Genomic DNA, 15,387 nt, shown 5'->3' on the forward strand with positions numbered 1-15,387 from the left:
GCCACCGGGCCCGTCACCGGCCCCTGCTCGGCCTGCACGGCGAGCCGCGTGTTCGCCACCGCCGCGAGCCGGGCCACCGTGGGGTTCTGGAACACCTGGCGCGGCGACAGCTCGATGCCCGCCCGGCCCGCCCGCGTGACGATCTGGATGCTGAGAATGGAGTCCCCGCCCAGCTCGAAGAAGTTGTCGTCCACGCCCACGCGCTCCACGCCGAGCACCTCGCACCAGAGGCGCACGAGCTGCGTCTCCAGCTCGTTGCGCGGTGCCACGTACGCGGCGCTCCGCACGGCCGTCTGGAGCTCCGGGGCCGGCAGGGCAGCCACATCCACCTTGCCATTGCGTGTGCGCGGCAGGGCTTCCCGCTCCACGAACGCGGACGGCACCATGTACTCGGGGAGCCGCTCGCGCAGGAAGGCACGCAGCGCGTCCGGAGTGGGCCCGGGGCGCTGGTGCGGCACCACGTAGCCGACGAGCCGTCTGCCGCCCCGTCCGTCCTCGCGCGCGGCCACCGCCACCTCGCGCAGTCCGGCGTGGGCGGCGAGCACCGCTTCCACCTCGCCCGTCTCGATGCGGAAGCCCCGCACCTTCACCTGTCCGTCCTGACGGCCGAGGAACTCGAGCACCCCGTCCTTCCGCCAACGAACGCGATCGCCCGTGCGGTACAGCCGCGCGCCGGGGCTCGTGTCGAACGGATCCGCCACGAAGCGCTCGGAGGTGAGCTCGGGCCGGTTGAGATAGCCGCGCGCCACGCCCGCGCCTCCCACGTACAGCTCGCCCGGCACACCCACGGGCACGGGCTGGAGACGCTCGCCGAGCACGTACACCCGTGCTCCAGGAATGGCCCGGCCGATGGGCACGGAGCCCGGGTCCGTGGGATCCACCTTGTGCACGGTGCTCCAGATGGTGGCCTCGGTGGGGCCGTACTCGTTGAAGAGGGCCGTATCGGGCAGCGCCTCGTGGTGGGCGCGGACCAGCTCGCGCGGGAGGGCCTCACCGCCGACACTCACGGCCCGCAGGCTGGAGAGCCCACCGGCCGGAGCCGCCGCGAGGATCTGCGCGTACAGCACCGGCACGCCAATGAGGTGCGTGACCCCGTGCCGGGCAAGAGACGCGGCCAGCTCCCTCGGATCATCCATCACGCCGGAGTCCGGGAAGCGCAGCGTGCCTCCGTGGAGCAGCGTCCAGAACAGGCCCGCGAGCGAGGCATCGAAGGTGAACGGCGACAGCGGGACACAGACGCCCGGAGTCCCGTACACCTCGAAGCGGGCCTGTGTGGCATGCGCGAGCTGGCGGTGCTCCACCACCACGCCCTTGGGCCTGCCCGTGGAGCCGGAGGTGAAGAGCACATAGGCCGCGTGATGGAGCTCGGGACGCGACGTGGGAGGCGCGGAGGGCTCGGACGCCGCGGACTCCACGGCGAGCACGGTCCTTCCCTCTCCCGAGAACCGGCCCGTCATGGCCTCGCGCGTGAGCACCACACGCGCCCCCGCGTCCTCGAGCACGAGCCGCAAGCGCTCTGGCGGGCTGGAGATATCCAGCGGGAGCCAGGCGCCTCCCGCCGCGAGCGTCCCCAGGATGGAGGACACGACGTCCGTTGGGCGCTCCATCCCGAGGGCCACCACATGCTCGGTGCCCACGCCCTGCCTCCGCAGCAGCGAGGCGATGCGCCAGGCCCGCGTGGCCAGCTCGCGATACGAGAGCACTTCTCCGGCATCGGCCACGGCGGGCGCGTCCGGTGTCCGGGCCACCTGGGCCTCGAACAGCTCGAGCACGGTGGCGGAGGACGCGGGCACGTGAGGCGGATTCCACTCCACCAGGAGTTGACGGCGCTCCGCCTCGGACAGGAGCGTCAGCGCGGAGAGCCGCTGCTCCGGAGCCGTGGCGATGCCCTCGAGCAGCCGCACGAAGTGGCCGCCCAGGCGGGTGATGCTCTCGGCGTCGAAGAGATCGGTGTTGTACTCGAGGGCGGCCCACAGCCCGTTCGCCGTCTCGCGCAGTTCCATGGCGAGGTCCAGTTTGGCGGCGCCCGCGTGCACGTCCATGGCGCTCAGAGTGAGGCCCGCGAGCTTCACCGTGGGCATGGGCGTGTTGTGGAGCACCAGCAGCGTCTGGAAGATGGGCGAGTGGCCCAGGTCACGCGAGACGTGCAGGGCGTCGACCAGCTTCTCGAAGGGGGCCTCCTGGTGGGCGAAGGCCTCCAGCGAGGTGCGGCGGACGCGGCCGAGCAGCTCCAGGAAGGACGGATCCCCGGAGAGGTCGGCGCGCAGCGGCAGCGAGTTGATGAAGCAGCCCACGAGGGGCTCCAGCTCGGGACGGGTGCGGCCCGCCACGGCGGTGCCCACCGCGAAGTCCTCCTGGCCGCTGTAGCGGGACAGGAGCAACTGGTAGGCGGCCATGAGCACCATGAAGGGCGTGGCCCCCTCGCGCTTCGCGAGCGCCCCGAGGGAATCGGCCACGCTCCGGGGCACGGTGAAGCGGTGCTGCGCGCCCCGGTAGGACTGCACCGCGGGCCGGGGTTTATCGGTGGAGAGCCGCAGCACCGGGACGTCGGCCAGCGTCTGCTTCCACCAGGACAGCTCCTTCTCCAGCGCGGGGCCACGCAACCACTGGAGCTGCCACGCCGCGTAATCCGCGTACTGCACGGACAGCTCCGGCAGCGGCGACGCGGCTCCCGAGACGAACGCGGCGTACAGGACCGCCAGTTCCTTCATCATCACGCCCGCGGACCAGCCGTCGGAGATGATGTGGTGCGGGGTGACGAGCAGCACGTGCTCCGTGTCCTGGACGCGCAGCAGCGCCGCGCGGAGCAGCGGACCCGCGGAGAGATCGAACGGCTTCCGGGCCTCGTCCCGGGCCCACCGGGCGATCGCCGCGTCACGGTCTCCCTCGGCTTCCAGCGGCACCACCGGCACGGGCACGGACAGGCTCTCGGCGATGCGCTGCACGGGGCCGGAGTCCTCGAGGGCGAAGGTGGTCCGGAGCGCCTCGTGGCGGCGAACGACCTCGTTGAGGGCACGCTCCAGCGCGGCGGCATCCAGGGGCCCGCTCATGCGCAGCGCGGACGGGTTGTTGTAGGCGAGGTTCCCCGGCTCGAGCTGATCCAGGTACCACAGCCGCTGCTGCGAGAAGCTGAGGGGCAGCGGCTGGTCGCGCGGCACGCGGACGATGGCGGGAGGGCCCTCGGGACGCGGAGCCACTTCCGGGCGAGGAGTCCGCGCGGGCACGGGCGCGGGCACCGTCACCGGGCGACGGGCCTTCGGAGCTCCCATCGGAAGGAGCTCCACGGACCCATCGGCGAGGAGCCGGGCACGCCGGCCCGAGGTGAGCAGCTTCGCCCCCGGCTCGGAGGGATGGGGCACGAGCCGGTGGCGCGTGGCCTCCGGGGCCAGCCAGAAGCCTCGGGGCACGGCTCCGCCCCCGATGGCGAGCTCACCGGCCACCCCCACGGGCACGGGCATTCCCCGCGAGTCGAGCACATGGAGCCGCACATGGGCGGGAGGCACCGGCAGGATCTCCGGCCCCTCCTGTCGCGACGTCCGCACGGGCAGCCACGTCCCGGGTCCGAGCGCTCCCTCGCGGCGCACCACCTCCACGCCCGCCGCGCGAGCGAGCGACGCGGCCAGTTCGGGCGCCACCCCCTCGACGAAGAGCCGGCGCACGGGGCGGAGCGCCTCGGCGGCTCCGGGCAGCTCCGACAGCGCACGGGCCAGGGCCGGGGTGCAGTGCACATGGGTGACCCCCGCCTCACGGACGAGCGCGAGCAACGCCTCCGCCTCCGCGCCGCTCTCGTGCAACACGGTGGGCGAGCTCCCCGTCTCCTCGGGCTGTGAGCGCCGCCGCAGGAGGTCCAGGTGGTGGAGGCTGTCCAGCGTCGCCTCGGTGCCGGTGCCGAAGTCCACCAGACAGGCCACCTCGTCGATGTCCAACCGCCGCACGCGCTCGACGATGGACGCGCTCGAGTCGGGCGTCCCGAAGAAGCCACCGTCCTCCATGTAGCGCTCGAGGCCATGCTCCAGCAGCGCCTCCATGTCCCGGGGCGTCAGGGTGCGCGGATCCACTTTCAGGCCCTGGCTGGCGATGAAGCCACTGAGGATGTCCACCGAGCTGCGGAAGTACCGGAGCAACGGCTCGCGCACGGCGCGGCGCGCCTCGGAGGCATCCGACCCGAGGAACGCGTGCAGCATCAGGCTCACGTGGCCACGGCCGGGGCCATGACCATGCTGCCGCCACGTCTCGCGGTAGAGCGCGACCTTCTCGGCCAGGGAGTCGAGCTGCTGGCCCATCAGGTTGGTGAGGACGTTGGCGCCCATCTCGCCCGCGAGCCGGAACGTGTCCGGGCTGCCCGCGGCCGTCAGCCAGAAAGGCAGCTCGGCCTGCACGGGGCGTGGGCGGAGGGCGAGCTCCACCTCCTTCCCCTCACCGTTGCGGCGGCGCACCGTGCCACCGCGCCACAGATGCCGCACCGTCTCGATACCGCGCAGCATGATCTCCTTGCGGCGCGCGTAGTGGTCGGGGGCGAAGACGAAGTCGTTGGCGTTCCACCCCGAGGCGAACGACACCCCCGCCCGGCCACCGGAGAGGTTGTCGATCATCGACCACTCCTCGGCGACCTGGATGGGATCGTGCAGCGGAAGCACCACGCTGCCCGCGCGGATGCCGAGCCGCTCGGTGAGGGTGGCGAGGCCCGCGCCGGTGATGGCGGGGCTCGGATAGAGGCCGCCGAAGGAGTGGAAGTGGCGCTCGGGCGTCCAGATGGCGGAGAAGCCGTGGGTATCGGCGAAGCGCGCTCCGTCCAACAGGAGCTGGTACTTGCGCCGGCCGAGCCCGTCCTCGTCATTGGCGAAGTACGAGAGGCTGAAGTCCAGGGGACGCCGGGCCTTGGCGCCCTGCCCCATCGGGACGAAGCGCGCGCGTCCGGGCTCGGGGGCCAGCACGACACGCAGGCCCCGCGTCAGCGCCCACAGCACCTCCAGCCCGCCGCCGTGCACACCGGGCTCCTCGGCCCAGAGCCACGCGCCTCCCGGAGCCGCTCCGTAGCCCTCGTCGAGCGCGCGGAACAGGTGGCTCACGGTGCGGTGCGTGTGGATGGCCTGGAGCGGAGCACCTCCTCCGGAGGCCAGCGGCTCGAGGCACACCATGGCCTCGGCATCCGGCGAGCCGTGGCGCTCCAACCGGCCCGTGGGCTCGCCCTCGGGCAAAGCATCCACGCGCAGCACTCGCGATTCGTCGAAGGCCACGCTCGTCCGCAGCCGCGAGTGCGTGAGCAGCAGGGGCGGCGGAGTCCCCTCGGGCGAGAGCGAGGCCAGTTCCCGGAGCCGTGCGGGCGGCAGGAGCACCCAGGCCCCACCGGCCTCCAGCACGGCCCAGAGGGCCACGAGCCGCTCGGGCGAAGGCTCCAGGCACACGGCCACGAGCCGCTCGGGGCCCACGCCCTTCCCCACCAACCATCCGGCGAGGTACCGGGCCCGCTCCCGCAGCTCACGCCACGACACGCGGCGCTCCCCCGCGGTGATGACGAGCGCCTCCGGGTCTCGCGAGGCCTGGGCCTCCAACAAGGCCGGCACCGGAGTGCTCTCGGCGCGCGGAGCGGCCGTGAAGACGATGAGCTCACGCCGCTCGGCCTCGGACAGCAGGGGCAGCGCGGAGAGGCGCGAACCAGGCTCCGCGACGGCCGCCTCGATGAGCGTGGCCAGGTGGCGCAGCATGCGCTCCGCGGTGGACGGGTCGAACAGCTCGGCGGAGAACTCCAGGTTGCCCTCGAAGCCGTGCTCGTCCTCACCCATGTAGAGGGTGAAGGGAGAGAGCGTGGCGCCGAACTCGGCGGGCGCGTCCGGCACCTGCACGAGCCGCATGCTCAGTCCCGGCATCTCCAACTGGGACTCGAAGCGCGCATGGAGGACGAAGACGGCGTCGCACAGCCAGGAGCGGTTCGTGTCCCGGGCGGGCTCCAGCTCGCGCACGAGGTGCTCGTAGGGCACGTCCGGGTTCGCGTAGGCGCCGAGCGTCGTGTCCCGTACGCGGGCCAGCAGCTCGAGGAACGTCGGATCTCCCGAGAGGTCCGTGCGCAGTGGGACGGAGTGGGCCACGTAGCCGATGAGCTGCTCCAGCTCGCCCCGGGAGCGGTTGGCGATGGGCGTGCCCACGACGATGTCTTCCTGGCTGGCGTAGCGGGCCAGCAGCGCCTTGAAGGCCGCCAGGAGGATCATGAAGTCGGTGACGCCCTCGCGCTGGCCGAGCGCGTGGATGGCATCGGTGGTCCGGCGCGAGAGCCGGAGGGGCCTGCGCATGCCGAGCAGCTTGTGAGCGGACTCGCGCGGCCGGTCCGAGGGAAGAACGAGCGTGGGGGGCGGATCCGCCATGCGCTCGCGCCAGTAGGACTCCTGGGCGGAGAAGGCGCCGGACTCGAGCGCGCGCCGCTGCCACGCCGCGAAGTCCATGTACTGCACGCTCAGGGCCGGGAGCGGCGAGGGCCCGCCCTGGAGGAACGCCGCGTAGAGCACGGCCAGCTCACGGGCCACGGCCACCAGGGACAGGGTGTCCGAGACGACGTGGTGCAGGGTGACGAGCAGCAGGTGCACGTCCGTGTCGATGCGCAGGACGCTCGAGCGGATGACGGGGTCCCGGTCCAGCGAGAAGGGCCGCAGCGCCTCCTCGCGGGCGAGCCGCAGCGCCTCGGCCTCGCGCTCCTCGCGGGAGCCCTCCAGTACGGTGACGGGGAGTGACGGCTTCAGCTCGGGGAGGACGCGGAGCACGGTGCGCCCGTCCACGGTGGCATAGGTGGTGCGGAGGGCCTCATGGCGGCGGATGACCTCCCCGAGACTCCGCTCCAGCACGGCCATGTCCAGCGAGCCCGTGAGCCGGAGGGCCATGGGCATGTAGAGCGCCGGGTTGCCGGGCACGTAGCGCTCCAGCTCACACACCCGCTCCTGCACGAAGGACAGCGGCAGGACCCCCTCGCGCGGAATGGGAGCGAGCGGCGGAAGCGCGGCGTTGCCAGCTCCGCTCCCCTGCTCCTTCAGACGGGCCTCGATGCGCGCGGCGACGCCCGCAACGGTGGGGGCCTCGAAGAGATCGCTGAGCGGGAGCTGCACGGGGAACGTCTCGCGCAGGCGCGTGAGCATCTGCGCCGCCATGAGCGAGTTACCGCCCAGCTCCAGGAAGTTGTCGTGGATGCCGCAGTCCGGGATGCCGAGCCGCTCGCGCCAGATCTCCATCACCTGGCGCTCGATCTCGTTGCGCGGACCCTCGGTGCCCCCGGCCCTCACGGTGCTCGGAGCCGGGCTCGAAGGCGCCAGGGGCTTCGGAACGGGCGCGGCCACCGGAACGGGAGTGGGCACCTGCTGCCGGGGCGTCTCCTGCTCCAGCCACCGGGACTCGAGCACGAAGCGCTGGCGCTCGAACGGATACGTGGGCAGCGGAACGCGCCGGCGCTCCTCATGCGCGTAGAACCTGTCCCACCGAAGCGCCAGCCCGGCCTGCCACAGCGCTCCGAGCGCTTCCAGGAGCGCACCATGCTCGGACGCGGACACACCGGCCCGAGGCAGCGACGGGACGGCCAGGGCGCCCTGCTCGCCGCGCAGGCGAAGGCGGGCCAGCGAGGTGAGCGCCTGATCCGGCCCCACCTCCAGGTGGATGCGGCAGTCGTCTCGCAGCAGGGTGTCCAGACCCTCGGCGAAGCGGACGGGCTGGCGCATCTGGCGGACCCAGTACGAGGGATCCGTCGCCTCCTCGGGGCGGATCCACGTACCGGTGAGGCTGGAGACATAGGGCCGGGTGGGCGCGGAGAGGCGCAGTCCCGCGACGACGCGCTGGAGCGCGGGCATCAACGGCTCCACGTCGGCCGAGTGGAAGGCCTGACGCGCGGGCAGGCGCAGCATGCCCACGTTCCGGCTCGCGAGATCCTGCTCCAGCCGCTCTACTTCAACCACGGGGCCGGAGACGACACACCGCGAGGCGCCATTGACGGCGGCCAGAGACAGCCCACCCGTCAGCAGCGGGCGCAGCTCTTCCTCGGAGCAACCCACGGCGGTCATGGCGCCCGCGGGCATCGAAGCCATCAACCGGCCGCGCTCCACCGCGAGCGTCAGCGCGTCCTCCAGGGACAGCACGCCCGCGAGGCACGCGGCGACGTACTCGCCATAGCTGTGACCGAGCATGGCGTGCGGCTCGACGCCCCAGTCCATCCAGAGGCGGGCGAGCGCGTACTCCACGGTGAACAGCAGGGGCAGCGCGAAGCGGGGATCCGCGAGTGCCTCTCGTGCGGCGGCCTCCTGGCCGGGAGCCGGGTACAGCAGCGGGCGCGGGTCCCTTCCCCACCGGGAGACGAGGAACTGGAGACACGCCTCGGCGTGCTCACGGAAGACGGGCTCGGAGGCGTACAGCTCGCGCGCCATGCCCACGGACTGCGCGCCCTGCCCGGGGAACAGGAAGGCCACGCGCTGCTCACGAGCCGCTTCCAGGCTGGAGATGCTTCGGAACGCCGGAGGCGCCTTCAACCGCTCGAGCAGCGCGGCCCGGTGCTCCACGACGAGGGCCCGCCGGTGCTCGAAGGCCTTGCGGCCCACGGCGCGGGTGAAGGCCAGGTCGGCGAGGTCCACCTCGGGCCGGGCCTCCAGGTGCGCGGCGAGCTCGCGCGTCATCACCTCCAGGGCCTCGGGGGTACGGGCCGAGAGCGTGACGAGCTGGCGCGGCCGGGCGCTCGGCTTGCCCTCCACGCTCGGAGCCTCACCGAGGATGGCGTGCGCGTTGGTGCCGCCGATGCCGAAGGAGCTGACGCCCGCGAGCCGGGGCGTCTCCCCGCGCGTCCACTCGCGACGCCCGGTGACGACGAAGAAGGGGCTGCCCTCGAAGTCGATGGAGGGGTTGGGGCGCTCGAAGTGGAGGCTGGGGGGAAGCTCCTCGTGGTACAGCGCCAACGTGGCCTTGATGAGCCCGGCGATGCCCGCGGCGGTGTCCAGGTGCCCGATGTTCGTCTTCACCGAGCCGATGCCGCAGAAGCGCCGGGCGTCGGTGTCGCGCCGGTAGGCCCGGGTGAGCGCGGCGAGCTCGATCGGATCGCCAATGGGCGTGCCGGTGCCGTGCGCCTCCACGTAGCCGATGTCCCCCGCCTGGACGCCGGCATAGGCCAGGGACTCGGAGATGACGTCGGACTGGCCCTCGACGCTGGGGGCGGTGTAGCCGACCTTGAGGTGACCATCGTTGTTGATGGCCGAGCCCTTGATGACGGCATAGACGTGATCGCCATCGCGCAGCGCGTCCGCGAGCGGCTTGAGGACGACGACGCCCACGCCATTGCCGGCCACGGTGCCCCGGGCCCTGGCATCGAAGGCGCGGCAGTGCCCGTCCGGAGAGAAGATCATCCCCTCCTGGTAGAGGTAGCCGGTGCGCTGGGGCAGCGAGATGCGCACGGCGCCGGCCAGGGCGATGTCGGACTGGCGCATCAGCAGGCTCTGGCAGGCCATGTGGACGGAGACGAGGCCCGTGGAGCACGCGGTGTAGACGGCCATGCTCTCGCCGCGCAGCTTGAGCTTGAAGGAGACCTTGGTGGCCGCGTTCTCGCCCGTGGTGCCGAGCGCCTCGAAGAGGGCGGCCGGCTCCTTCTTCACGTGACCCAGGAGGGACAGCAGGTGCCCGGACTGGCCCACGCCCGCGTAGAGGGCGATCTTCCCCGGGAAGCGCTCGGGGTCATACGCCGCGTCCTCGAGCGCGGCCCACGCGCACTCGAGGAACACGCGCTGCTGCGGATCCATCCACAGCGCCTCGCGCGGGGCGATGTCGAAGAAGCCCGCGTCGAAGAAGTCCGCGCCCTCGAGCACACCGCCCGCGCGCACGAAGTCCGGGTGGGCGCGCAGCGTGGAGGGAACGAGCGGCGAGTCCTCCAGCGCGTCCGCCTGGAAGCGGGAGATGGACTCGACGCCCTCGCGCAGGTTGCGCCAGAAGGCGCGCACGTCACCGGCCCCGGGGAATCGCCCCGCCATGCCGATGATCGCGATGTCGTTTCCGGTGCCCTCGTCCATGGGAGCCTGCTCAGCCATTGCCTCGGGTTCCTCTCGGGTTGCGGCGCTGGAGGACCTGACGGCGGGCCTCTGCGCGATCCTGGTGCGCGGTGGTGTTGGAAGTCGGAGACGGCAACTGGCCCAGGCGCTTCGCGAGCGCGTGGACGGTGGGGTGCTCGAAGAAGTGGGTGATGGGCACGTCCTGCTTCAGCTCCTCGCGGAGCAGCGCGCAGGCGCGGACCACGGTGAGCGAGCTGCCCCCGAGGTCATCGAAGAAGTGCTCGTACAGGCCCACCGGCTCGCGGCCGAGCACCTGTTCCCAGGTGCGGGCGATGCTCGTCTCGAGCGGGGTGCGCGGTGGGACGAAGGAGGCATCGCGCTGGGGCGGCTGGGGTGGAGGCAGGGCGCGGACGTCCACCTTGCCGTTGGGGGACAGGGGCAACGCCTCCAGGGGAATCAGGGAGACGGGCACCATGTGCTCCGGCAGGCGCTGGCGCAGCCGGGCGCGGGCCTCGCGCGGATCCGAGGGGGTGGCCTCACCGGGGACCACGTAGGCCACCAGCCGCGTCTCTCCACCCGGTCCCCGCCAGGGGCGCACGAACGCCCGCCGGGCCCCGAGCAGCTCGCGCAGCGCGGCCTCCACCTCGCCGGGCTCCACGCGCATGCCGCGCAGCTTCACCTGCCCATCCGCGCGGCCGAGGAACTCCAGCGAGCCGTCCGTCCTCCAGCGCACCACGTCGCCGGTGCGGTACAGGCGGGCGCCGGGCTCGCGGGAGAAGGGATGGGGCACGAAGCGCTCCGCCGTCAGCTCCGGCCGGCCCAGGTAGCCGCGCGCCACGCCCGGCCCGCCCACGTACAACTCTCCGGCCACGCCCGGAGGCACCGGCCGCATCGCCCCATCCAGCACGTACGTCCGCACGTTGGCCAGCGGCCGCCCGATGGGAGGCGCTCCCTGGCCCGGCGAGCACTCGGCCCACGTGGCGCACACGGTGATCTCCGTGGGCCCGTAGGCGTTGAAGAAGCGCCGCCCGTGTGCCCACCTGTCCACCAGCTCCGGGGGGCACGCCTCCGCTCCGGCGACCATGACGCGCAGGTGCTCCAGGCCGCCCTCGGGGAGCAGCCCCATCACGGAAGGCGTCATGGTGATGGACGCCACCCTGTTCTCGTCCAGGAAGCGCTTGAGCGGCTCGCCCACCAGCACCTCCCCGGCGGGAGGAACGAGCACGGCCGCGCCCGAGCTGACGGCGGTCAGGTAGTCCCACACGCAGATGTCGAAGCCGAGCGGCGACAACTGCAACAGCCGGTCCCCCTCCCCCAGGCCAAACCGGCGCACGGACAGACACAGGTTGCGGGCGCCCCTGTGCGTCACCTCGACACCCTTGGGCCGGCCGGTGCTCCCGGACGTATAGATGATGTACGCGGCGTTCCCGCCCCGCGTGCCGGACTCCAGCGGGCCCGCGTCCTCGCCGCCGCCCTCCTCCACCCGCAGCACCCGGACGCCCTCCGGCGCCTGGAAGCGCTCCGCGAAACCCGCCTGCGTCACCAGCACCTGGGGCCGGGCATCCGCCACCATCCACTCCAGGCGCTCGCGGGGCTGCGACAGCTCCAGCGGCACGTACACGCCGCCCGCGAGCTGCACACCCCAGAAGGCCACCACCGCCTCCACGCCCTTCTCCAGCAGCACGCCCACGCGCACCTCGGGCCCCACGCCTTCGCGCCGCAGCCGGTGCCCGAGCCGCCGTGCCCGTGCCTCCAGCTCGCGATAGCTCAGCCGCTCGGCGCCGCACAACAGGGCCTCCGCCTCGGGCCGGGCCGCCGCCTGCTCCAACAGCAGCGCCGCCACGTTCCCCGCCTCCTCTTCCTCCCGAGGCCCCTCGCTCCACGCCTCCAGCACGGTGGCGCGCTCTTCCCCCGCGAGCAGCTCCACCTCCTCCACGCGGCGCCCGGGTGCCTCCAGCAATCCCGTGAGCAATGACACGAAGTGCCGCGCCATGCGCGCGGCCGTGGAGGCATCGAAGAGGTCCGTGCAGTACTCCAGCGAGGCCCCCAGGCCGCCGTCGGTCTCGGCCATCGTCAGGGAGAGATCGAACGCCGAGCCCCGGCGCACGAGCGGCAGGGACTCGATCTCCAGGGCACCGAGGCTCATGCGCGCGTTCGCTCCGCCCAGGGCGAAGGACGGGAGCAAGGCGCCCTCGCCGGGCAGGTGGCCGCGCTGCAGGACGAACATGGACTGGAAGACGGGCGAGTGACCCGGCTCACGCCTGGGCTGGAGCTGCTCCACGAGCCGGGGGAAGGGCATGTCCTGGTGCTCCAGCGCCTCGAGCACCGTGCCGCGAACCTGGGAGACGAGCTCCCGGAAGGTGGTGCCCGGGGACACGCTGGCGCGCAGGGCCACGGGGTTGACGAGGTAACCCACGAGCCGGGTCAACTCCGGCCGGGTGCGGCCCGCGGTGGGCGAGCCCACGATGAGATCCTCCTGACCGGTGTAGCGGCGCAGGAAGGCGAAGAAGGCGGCGAGCAGCACCATGTACGGCGTGGCCCCGCTCTCCCGCGCGAGCGCGTTCACGCGCCGGGTCAGCTCCGGCCCGACGTGGAACGGGAGTGAGTCACCGCGGAAGGACTGGAGCCGGGGCCGGGGACGATCCGTGGGCAGCGCCAGCAGGGGCAGTTCCCCGCCGAGCCGCTGCTTCCAGAAGGAGCGCAGCACCTCGCCCCTGGGGCCCGCGAGCCGGGCCGAGAGCGCGCGGGTGGCCTCCACGGGGTTGGGAGCGAGCGCCGGCAGCACACCCGCGAGGCCGCCCGTCTCCGCGGTGTAGAGCGCGCCCAGCTCCTCCACCATGACGCCCATGGACCAGAAGTCGGTGATGAGGTGGTGGAGCGAGAGCAGCAGCACGTGCTCGTCCGGGCCCCGGGTGAGGAGCAGGACGCGCATGAGCGGACCGCGTTCCAGGTCGAAGGGCCGGTGGGCCTCGGTGTCGAGCCGCGCAGCCACCTCGGCCTCGCTCCAGCCGGTGGCGTTCTCCACCTGGAGGAGGGGGCCCGAGGACTCCAGGAAGCGCGGAACGGGGGCGCCATTCTCCTCGGGGAACACCGCGCGCAGCGACGGGTGGCGCGCCACGAGCGACAGGAACGCCCGCTCCAACGCCGCCCCATCGAGACGCGAGCGGATTCGCGCCGCGCGGACCACGTGGTACGCGGTGCTCTCCGGGGACATGCGCTGCAGGAACCACAGCGCCCGCTGGCCCTCGGAGAGGGCTGGAGCCGATTCGAGGGCCTGAGGCGCGAGTGGAGCCTCGGCTTCGGAGGTGGGGCGGGCCACGAGACTCTCGGCCAGCTCGCGCACACTGGGCCCGCGCAGGAGGCTGGTGACGGGCAGGGACACGCCGAACGTCAGCTCGAGCGAGCTCCGCACCTCCATGGCGCGCAGTGAGTCGAGCCCATACCGCGTGAGGGGCTCATCCAGCCGCAGCTCGCCTGCGGGAATCCGCAGCTCCCGCGACAAGCGGGCGGAGAGCCAGGGAAGCAGCGCCTCCACTCCCGCGGACAAAGGCGGCGCGGACTCCTCCGTTCCCTCCACGAGCGCCGCCGCCACGCGAGTCCCGTCGGCGCCCTCGCGCCAGGAGCCCACGGCCTCCAGGGAGCCATGGAGGAACGCGGTGCGGCAGGCATGGCGTTGGATCTTCCCGCTCGACGTCTTGGGGATGCTCCCGGGCACGAGCAGCACCACGGCATGCACGCCGAGCTCATGCTCCTCGGCCACCGCCTGGCGGATGCGGGCGATGACCTCACGGGTGCGGCTCTCCAGGTCACCACCGGAGCGATCGGCGAACTCCTGGACGACGACCAGCCGCTCCTCGCCTCCGGAGTCCACGGAGAAGGCGGCGCCACAGCCGGGCCGCAGCCCCGGGTCGCACCGCTCCACGGTGAGCTCGAGGTCCTGCGGGTAGTGGTTGCGCCCACGGATGATGAGGAGGTCCTTGCGCCGGCCGGTGACGAACAACTCGTCCCCCTCGAGCAGGCCGAGGTCCCCGGTGCGCAGGTACGGCCCTTCCCCGGAGCCCGCGAGGCGGGCCTGGAAGGTGCGGGCGGTGTCGTCGGAGCGCTCCCAGTAGCCCCGGGCCACGCTGGGGCCGCGGACCCAGATCTCCCCCACCCGGCCGGGGGCACACGGCTCGCACGTCTCGGGATCGACGATGCGCACCGTCTGCTCTCCCAGGGAGCCGCCGCAGCCCACCATGGACACGCCCTGGCGCCCGGTGTGCTCGAGGCGGCGCACCACGGGCGGCGCGGCCTTGCGCCCACCGCTGACGATGAGCGTGCCCTCGGCGAGCCCGTAACAGGGATAGAAGGCGTCGCGCCGGAAGCCCGCGGGAGCGAACGCCTCGGCGAACCGGTCCAGCGTCTCCGGGCGGATGGGCTCGGCGCCGCAGAAGGCCACTTCCCAGCCGCGCAGATCCAACGCGGCGCGTTGCTCGGGGGTCGTCTTCCGGATGCACAGCTCGTAGGCGAAGTTGGGACCGCCGCTGACGGTGCCGCCGTGCCGGGAGATGGCCTCCAGCCAGTTGAGGGGGCGCTGGAGGAAGAAGAGCGGCGACATCAGGACGGTGGGGATGTCGCGGTAGAGGGGCTGGAGGATGCCGCCGATGAGCCCCATGTCATGGTACGGCGGCAGCCAGATGACGCCCACGGGCCGGGGCGAGGCGTCGAAGCCGAGCGCGATGAGCCCCGAGTTGTGCAGCAGGTTGCGATGGCTGAGCATCACGCCCTTGGGCGTGCCGGTGGAGCCGGAGGTGTACTGGAGGAAGGCCAGGTCGTCGGAGGACAGGGCGGGAGCGGACCACGCGCTGGCGGCGCCGGGCTCGAGCGCATCGGTGGCCAGCCAGCGCAGCGCGCGAAGGCCGGGAGCGTCCTCGGTGACGAAGCCGACCATGTCGAGCAGCGCGGAGGTGGTGAGCGCGGCGGTGGCCTGACAATCGGCCACCAGGGCCTGGAGCCTGGGCAGGGTGCGGGCGAGGCGGGAGGGATCCGGCGGATACGCGGGGACGGCGATGACACCGGCGTAGAGGCACCCGAGGAAGCCCAGCACGTACTCGCGGCCCGGCGGGTAGAGCAGCAGCGCCCGCTCACCGGGAGCGAGGTGCTGACGCAGCGTGGCGGCGACGGCGCGGGCGCCCTCGTCCAGCTCGCGGTAGGTGACGGAGCTCTCCCCCGCCTCGTCGAGGAAGGTGAAGACCCGGGCGTCGGGCTGGAGGAGGGCCCGCTCGCGGAGCACGTCCACGAAGGTGGTGCCCTCGGGCATGGGGACGGCGCGCGCAGGATTCTCTCGCGACAACAGCGGCATGGGACCTCACGAGCGGGGCTCGGAGGGCATGAGGAACCCGGCACGGCAACC

The 15,387-nt window shown here is 72.7% G+C and carries 2 protein-coding genes (1 of these 2 only partly in view); both read right to left on the reverse strand.

Annotation, left to right across the window (positions count from 1 at the left end; all coding sequences use genetic code 11):
• Positions 1 to 10,034 carry the 5' portion of a hybrid non-ribosomal peptide synthetase/type I polyketide synthase gene (locus Q664_RS02045; RefSeq protein ID WP_043389236.1) on the reverse strand. Its footprint begins 1,399 nt before the window's first position, so only the first 10,034 of its 11,433 coding nucleotides appear in the window; the start codon lies at positions 10,032 to 10,034; its stop codon lies beyond the left edge, outside the window.
• A complete protein-coding gene (locus tag Q664_RS02050; RefSeq protein WP_043389238.1) occupies positions 10,027 to 15,336 on the reverse strand; it encodes a non-ribosomal peptide synthetase in 5,310 nt (1,769 codons plus the stop codon). The genes Q664_RS02045 and Q664_RS02050 overlap by 8 nt, the downstream gene beginning before the upstream one ends.
• Positions 15,337 to 15,387: the final 51 nt, after the last annotated feature.

Source organism: Archangium violaceum Cb vi76 (assembly GCF_000733295.1).
In the GTDB taxonomy this organism is placed as follows: Bacteria; Myxococcota; Myxococcia; order Myxococcales; family Myxococcaceae; genus Archangium; species Archangium violaceum.

Excerpts from the sequence above, each read along its gene's own strand:
- Q664_RS02050 (WP_043389238.1), bottom strand. The coding sequence starts at position 15,336 with ATGCCGCTGTTGTCGCGAGAGAATCCTGCGCGCGCCGTCCCCATGCCC.